We start from the raw sequence: 6,981 nt of genomic DNA on the forward strand, positions 1-6,981 counted from the left end.
AGGCGGCTTGAAGCACTGCTTGGCGGTTTTTCAGCGCGTCAATGCAGGATCTGGCTCAGGAACAGCTTCGTCCGTTCGCTCTGCGGATGATCAAAGAAATCGTCCGGATTGTTTTCCTCGATGATCTCGCCGCGGTCCATGAAGATCACGCGATTCGCCACCTTGCGCGCAAAACCCATTTCGTGGGTCACGCAGATCATCGTCATGCCGCTTTCCTGCGCCAGCGTCACCATCACGTCCAGCACTTCCTTGACCATTTCCGGGTCCAGCGCCGACGTGGGCTCGTCGAACAGCATGACCTTCGGGTTCATGCACAGCGACCGCGCGATCGCTACGCGCTGCTGCTGCCCGCCGGACAACTGGCCGGGGAATTTGGCGGCCTGATCGGGAATGCGGACGCGCTCCAGGTACTTCATGGCCGTGGCCTCAGCCTGGGCGCGCGACTGCTTCAACACCCACATCGGGCCCAGTGTCAGGTTTTCCAGCACCGTCAGGTGCGGGAACAGATTGAAGTGCTGGAACACCATGCCGACTTCGCGGCGGATGGTCTCGATGTGCTTGAGGTCGCTGGTCAGCTCGGTGCCGTCGACGATGATCTGGCCCTTCTGGTGTTCCTCCAGCCGGTTGATGCAGCGGATCATCGTGGACTTGCCCGAGCCCGACGGGCCGCACACCACAATGCGCTCGCCCTGAGCGACGTTCAGATTGATGTTGCGCAGCACGTGGAACTGGCCGTACCACTTGTTCACGTCCTGCAGACGAATGATGGCATCGGACATGCCTGTTCTCCTTCGGGTTTACCGGGCGTGCCCGGTGGCCAGGCGCTGCTCGAGCGCGCGGCTGTATTTGGACATGGAATAGCAGAAGACGAAGTAGATCAGCGAGATGAAGAGATAGGCCTCCACCCCGAAACCTCGCCATGCCGCGTCGGACAGAGCCGCCTTGGCCGCCAGCGTCAGATCGAAGATGCCGATGATCACGACCAGCGACGTGTCCTTGAACAGGCTGATGAAGATGCCCACTAGCGGCGGAATCACGATCTTGAGCGCCTGCGGCAGGATGATCTTGCGCATCTGCTGCCAGTAGTTCAGGCCCAGCGAATCCGCGCCTTCATACTGACCCTTCGGAATCGCCTGCAGGCCGCCGCGCACCGTTTCCGCGATATACGCCGCGGCAAACATGATGATCGCGATCTGCGCGCGCAGCAGCTTGTCGATGGTGAAGCCTTCCGGCAGGAACAGCGGCAGCATGACCGACGACATGAACAGCAGGCTGATGAGCGGCACGCCACGGATCAGCTCGATGTACACGACGCACAGGGCCTTGATGGCCGGCATTCTCGAGCGGCGTCCCAGCGCCAGCAGCACGCCGATCGGAAACGCGAAGGCAATGCCGAAGGTCGCCAGGATCAGCGTCAGCGGCAGGCCGCCCCAACGGGCGTTCTCGACGTAGGTCAGGCCCAACACGCCGCCCCACATCAGGACGGACACGGCCGCCAGTCCCAGCGTCCAGATGAGCGCCAGCTTGCCGTTCCAGAAACGGCGCATGCCGCTGGCCACGATCACCGCGATCAGGATGCCGGTGGCGATCAGCGGACGCCATTGCTCGTCGAACGGATAGGTGCCGAACAGGATGAGCCGGTGCTTTTCAACGATGAACGCCCAGCAGGCGCCGCCCGCGGCGCGGCATTCCTGCGCGTTGGTGGCGTCAAAGCTCGCCTTGATGAAGGCCCATTCCACCAGCGCCGGCACGGCCATCAAGAGGCACCATGCCAGCAGCACGGTGATCAGGATGTTGAGCGGCGAGGAGAACAGGCGCGACCGCATCCAGGCCCAGGCGCCGGTTTGCGCGCCGGGCGGAGCGACATTGGCGCTCAGGGTTTGCGTAGTGCTGCTCATCTCAACGCTCCACCAGCGCGATGCGCTTGTTGTACCAGTTCATGAATATCGAGATCGACAGGCTGACCGTGAGATAGGCGGCCATGATGATGAGGATGCCCTCGATGGCCTGGCCCGTCTGGTTCAGCGTGGTGTTCACCACCGACACGATGTCCGGATAACCGATGGCCACCGCCAGCGAGCTGTTCTTCAGCAGGTTCAGGTATTGGCTGGTCATCGGCGGGATGATGACGCGCAACGCCTGCGGCAGGATCACCAGGCGCAGCACCAGCCGGCGCGGCAGACCCAGCGAACCGGCGGCTTCCCACTGGCCGTTGTTGACGGCCTGGATGCCCGAGCGCACGACTTCGGCGATGAAGGCCGAGGTGTAGACAGTCAAGCCCAGGAAGAGGGCGACGAACTCCGGTGACAGCGTCAGGCCGCCGACGAAGTTAAAGCCCTTGAGTGCCGGCATGTCCAGCGTCAGCGATGCGCCGCTGGCGAGCCAACCGATGACCGGGAAGGCGACCAGCAGGCCGATGGCCGTGCGTCCCAGCTTGAACGGCTGTCCCGTGGCTTCCTGGCGCTTGGTGGCCCAATGACCCACGGCGATGATCGCCAGGATGGCCAGCCCCAGTCCGCATAGCACCCAGTCCAGCGATGCGCCTTCCAGCCCCGGCACCTTGAGGCCGCGGTTGGAGATGAAGACGCCCGGCAGCGGGTTATGCGCCTGGCGCGGGCCCGGCATGTTCTCGGTGATCAGCGCATACCAGAAGAACAACTGCAGCAGCAGCGGCACGTTGCGCATCACCTCGACGTACACCGAGGTGATCTTGTTGACCAGCCAGTTCTTGGACAGGCGGCCAATGCCGATGAAGACGCCCAGGACGGTCGCGGCGATCAGCGCCAGCAGGCCCACGCGCAGCGTGTTCAGGATGCCGGCGAAGATGGCGCGTCCGTAGGTGTCGGCGGGCGTGTAGGCGATGACGGATTCGCCGATGGCAAAGCCGGCCTCGCGGTTGAGAAAGCCGAAACCCGTCGCGATGTTGCGCAACGACAGGTTGTGCAGCGTGTTGTGGACCAGGAACCAGACGGCGGCCCCGACGAGCGCCAGGGCCAGCGCCTGGTACACCAGCGCCCGCGTGGCCGGATCGTTCCAGGAAACCCGGCGCGGCGGCCGCTGCACCGGGTGTTGAGCGGTGTGCTGCGCCACGGTTCAGCCCGCCATGAGGGCGCTGACCGCGACGGCCAGACGGTCCATGCCTTGCTCGATGACCTCGGTGGAGGTCGCGAACGAGAAGCGCACGTACGGCGACAGGCCATACGAACCGCCGTCGATCACGGCCACGCCCGCTTCGCGCAGGAAGAACAGGCTCACGTCCAGGTCCGTCTTCAACTCGCCGTCGGGACCCTTCTTGCCGATCAGGCCCTGCACGTTGGCATACACATAGAACGCGCCGTCCGGCATGGCGCACGAGATGCCGGGGATGGCGTTCAGGCGGCTCACGATGAGGTCGCGGCGCTTCTTGAAGATCCCGACCATTTCCGTAACGCTGGACTGGTCGCCTTCCAGGGCTGCCTGCGCCGCCGCTTGCGAGATCGCGCTGGGGCACGAGGTGCTTTGCGACATCACGGTGCTCATGGCCTTGATCAAATCGGCAGGGCCGGCGCCGTAGCCGACGCGCCAGCCGGTCATGGCGTAGGACTTGGACATGCCGTTGACGATCAGCGTGCGCTCAACCAGCCTGGGTTCGACCTGCACGGGCGAGGCGTGGGCCTGGCCGCTGTACGTGAAGGGCGCGTAAATCTCGTCGCTCAGAATCCACACGTGCGGATGGCGCAGCAGCACGTCGGTCAGCGCGCGCAGCTCGGTGGCGCTGTAGACGGCGCCGCTGGGGTTGCTGGGCGAATTCAGGATCAGCCAGCGCGTGCGCGGCGTGATGGCCGCTTCCAGCGTGGCGGCGTCCAGCTTGAAGCCTTGCGACTCGGGGCCGGTGACGACGACAGGCTTGCCTTCGCCCAGCAGCACCATGTCCGGATAGGAAACCCAGTACGGCGCGCAAACGATCACTTCGTCACCCGGCTCCAGGCTGGCGGTCAGCGCGGCGGCGATGATCTGCTTGGCGCCGGCGCCCACGGTGATCTGGTCCATGCCGTAGCGCACGCCCACGGTCTGTTCGAGGCTGTTGGCGATCGCTTTGCGCAGACCCACGGTGCCGTTCGGGCTGGTGTAGCGGATGTCGCCGCCCGCGATGGCTTCCTGGCCGGCGCGCGCGATGTGCGCGGGCGTGGGCATGTCGGGCTCGCCCAGCGTGTAGTCGGCGATCTCGCGGCCCTGGCGGCGGAGTTCGTCCACGACGATCTTGGCGGCCATGCTGGGCGAGGGTTTGATCTGTTTGAGACGGGCGTTGACGATGCTGTTCATGGTGTTGCTGCGTAAAGAGTGTTCTGGCGCGGGCGTGCCCGCAGGCCGGGGAAATGAAGCGCGGCCCCGCACAGGGCGGAGCCGCGGGAGCGATGCTTAGCGCACCGGCCAGCCGTACATCAGGCCGCCTTGCGTCCACAGCTTGTTCAGGCCGCGGTCCAGCTTCAGCGGGCTGTCCTTGCCCATGGCGCGGTCATAGCTTTCGCCGTAATTGCCGACTTGCTTGATGATGTTGTAGGCCCACTTGTCGTCCAGGCCCAGGTTCTTGCCCATGCCCGGCGTCACGCCCAGGATGCGCTGGACGTTCGGGTTGGTGCTCTTCAACATTTCATCGACGTTCTTGGACGTGATGCCGTATTCCTCGGCTTCCAGCATCGCGTTCAGCGACCAGCGCACGACGTTGAACCACTGCTCGTCGCCTTGGCGGACCATGGGGCCGAGCGGTTCCTTGGACAGGTTCTCGGTCAGGATTTCCCAGTCGTCGGGCTTGGCCAGGCGCGTGCGCATGTTGGCGGCGGTATTGGACTTGTCGTTGGTGTAGGCGTCGCAGCGGCCCGATTCCAGCAGACGGAAGTTTTCGTCGTAGTTCTCGACCAGCACGGGCTTGAACGTCAGACCGCGGCTGCGGAAGTAGTCGGCCAGGTTCAGTTCGGTGGTGGTGCCGGGCTGCACGCAGATGGTGGCGCCGTCCAGTTCCTTCACGCTCTTGACGTTCATCGCCTTCTTCACGATCAGGCCCTGGGCGTCATAGAAGTTCACGCCCACGCCGATCAGGCCCAGCGTGGTGTCGCGGGTCAGGGTCTGCGTGGTGTTGCGCGACAGCATGTCGATCTCGCCGGATTGCAGCGCCGTGAACTTCGCCTGCGCGGTCAGCACGTTGCCCTTGACCTTGGAGGCATCGCCAAACATTGCGGCCGCGACGGCGCGGCACATGTCCACGTCCAGGCCGGTCCATTCGCCCTTGCTGTCGAGCACCGAGAAACCGGGAATGCCTGCAAAGCCGCACTGCAGGAAGCCCTTTTTCTTGACGGCGTCAAACGTCACGCCGGCCTGTGCGCCAGACGCGACGCACAGCAGGGTTGCCGCAACGGCGGAGCTCAGAAACTTGCGCATGGAGATTTCTCCTGGGGATCGAAAGTGATTGAAAAGCGGTGGGGTCGAAAACGGCCAAGCGTGCGGGGTCCGCCCCGGCAAGCCGGGGAGGGTGCGTCGCGCATTCGGACGGGGTACGGGAATTGGGGGGAAAAGCGCCGGCTCGTGGCCGGTCAGGCGGTGCGCCGGTGAATGCGCGTGGCGTAGGGGTGGTACGTACTGCGGAGGGTAAGAATGGGGCTCATCGGCGGCACTGGTACGGCAGGTCTTACGGATCGCGGAAGACGCAGGCAGTACTGAAGCCGCGTCGTATTACGTTATGCAATAAGACGTATGATGGCAGCCGTCATACAAGTAAACAAGTAAGGGGATTCCCGTAATTGGCATTACGGGAGGGCACGCGAGCGTGGCTTAAATCGCGGGGGGATGGGACAGCAGCTTGCGGTACCGCGCGATGCTGTCGCCCAGGTGGCGGGCCATGGCGGCGCGCGCGGCGCCGGGGTCGCGGCGCATGATGGCCGTCAGGATCGCTTCGTGTTCACGTACGTTGCGGATTTCGTACGTTTCCAGTTCTTCGGGCGTCTTGCCGCCGTGCTTGATGTTCAGATCGAGCATGACGTCGCGCACCGCCGCCTTCAGCAGGGCCGGAAAATGCGGGTTGTTCGACGCTCGGGCGATCGACAGGTGGAATTCATAATCGGCCTTGACGGCGGCTTCCATGTCGCGCGTAGCGCGGTTGAAGGCGTCGAAGGCTTCGACGATGCCGCTCAGATCCGCCGCGCTGCGGCGCTCTGCCGCCAGTCCACAGGCTTCCACCTCAAGGCCCGCGCGCAATTCCATGATGTGCAGCGCCCAACGTGGATCCGTGGCGGGTTCGACGACAAAATCGATGGGCTTTTCGCGGTCTTCGGTCACGAAAACACCGATGCCGGGCTTGCTGACCAGGCGGCCGCTCAGGCGCATGGAAGCCACGGCTTCGCGGATGACGGTGCGGCTGACCTCGAATTCGTCGCACAGCGCGTGCTCGGAGGGCAGCTTGTCGCCGGCGCGGTACTGGCGCCCATCAAGGCGCTTGGTCAGTTCCTCGATAACGAAATCGGTCAGGCGCGAGCGGGGTGGCCGGGCGGGAGTTTGCATTGTCTCTCTTATAGGGAAAATCGCTGCGGGCGAGGCTGGCGGCCTGGCGCGCAGCCGCAAGTGTACGCGTTCCTCTGATGCCCCACGGGTGTCCGGCCCGATGGGTTCGGCCGCGCCCATAGCACGCGACCGCAAGGATGCACTGGGGCCATATGACAACATACGGGGCGAAATCCGCCAACTTTTCTTTGCATCAAGAAGCAAAACGCCCTCCAGGGGAGGGCGTTCTGGCGGCTAGTCACGCACGGTCAAGTGCGGACGGTTTATTCGGCGCCGGACTTCTTGATCAGCGCGTGCAGCATTTCCATTTCTTCGCCGGTCAGGTCGGTCAGCGGTGCGCGCACCGGGCCCGCGTCGTGGCCGACCAGCTTGGCGCCGGCCTTGACGATGCTGACGGCGTAGCCGGCCTTGCGGTTGCGGATTTCCAGGTACGGCAGGAAGAAATCGTCC

Annotated in this window: 6 protein-coding genes and 1 pseudogene; all 7 read right to left on the bottom strand. The window is 64.3% G+C overall.

Features of this window, described 5'->3' with window-relative positions; genetic code table 11:
- Positions 1 to 38 precede the first annotated feature (38 nt).
- Entirely contained in the window at positions 39 to 779 is a 741-nt protein-coding gene (locus B2W22_RS27285) for an amino acid ABC transporter ATP-binding protein (protein WP_056318048.1), read from the bottom strand.
- Between the two features lie 18 nt (positions 780 to 797).
- Entirely contained in the window at positions 798 to 1,898 is a 1,101-nt protein-coding gene (locus tag B2W22_RS27290) for an amino acid ABC transporter permease (RefSeq protein WP_286940309.1), read from the bottom strand.
- Between the two features lies 1 nt (position 1,899).
- Positions 1,900 to 3,063 (bottom strand): amino acid ABC transporter permease, encoded by a 1,164-nt coding sequence (locus B2W22_RS27295; protein WP_175136775.1) that lies wholly within the window; start codon positions 3,061 to 3,063, stop codon positions 1,900 to 1,902.
- 30 nt (positions 3,064 to 3,093) lie between these two features.
- Positions 3,094 to 4,302 carry an aminotransferase class I/II-fold pyridoxal phosphate-dependent enzyme gene (locus B2W22_RS27300; protein ID WP_175121456.1) on the bottom strand — a complete coding sequence of 403 codons (1,209 nt, stop codon included), beginning with the start codon at positions 4,300 to 4,302 and terminating at the stop codon, positions 3,094 to 3,096.
- A gap of 96 nt (positions 4,303 to 4,398) precedes the next feature.
- Positions 4,399 to 5,415 (bottom strand): amino acid ABC transporter substrate-binding protein, encoded by a 1,017-nt coding sequence (locus tag B2W22_RS27305; RefSeq protein ID WP_175121457.1) that lies wholly within the window; start codon positions 5,413 to 5,415, stop codon positions 4,399 to 4,401.
- Positions 5,416 to 5,805: 390 nt separating this feature from the next.
- Positions 5,806 to 6,531 carry a FadR/GntR family transcriptional regulator gene (locus tag B2W22_RS27310; RefSeq protein ID WP_175136454.1) on the bottom strand — a complete coding sequence of 242 codons (726 nt, stop codon included), beginning with the start codon at positions 6,529 to 6,531 and terminating at the stop codon, positions 5,806 to 5,808.
- 263 nt (positions 6,532 to 6,794) lie between these two features.
- A pseudogene (locus B2W22_RS27315) lies at positions 6,795 to 6,981 on the bottom strand (5-dehydro-4-deoxyglucarate dehydratase); the annotation flags it as partial.

Origin of the sequence: Achromobacter sp. UBA4530 (assembly GCF_002388205.1) — a bacterium.
Taxonomy (GTDB): domain Bacteria; phylum Pseudomonadota; class Gammaproteobacteria; order Burkholderiales; family Burkholderiaceae_B; genus Achromobacter; species Achromobacter animicus.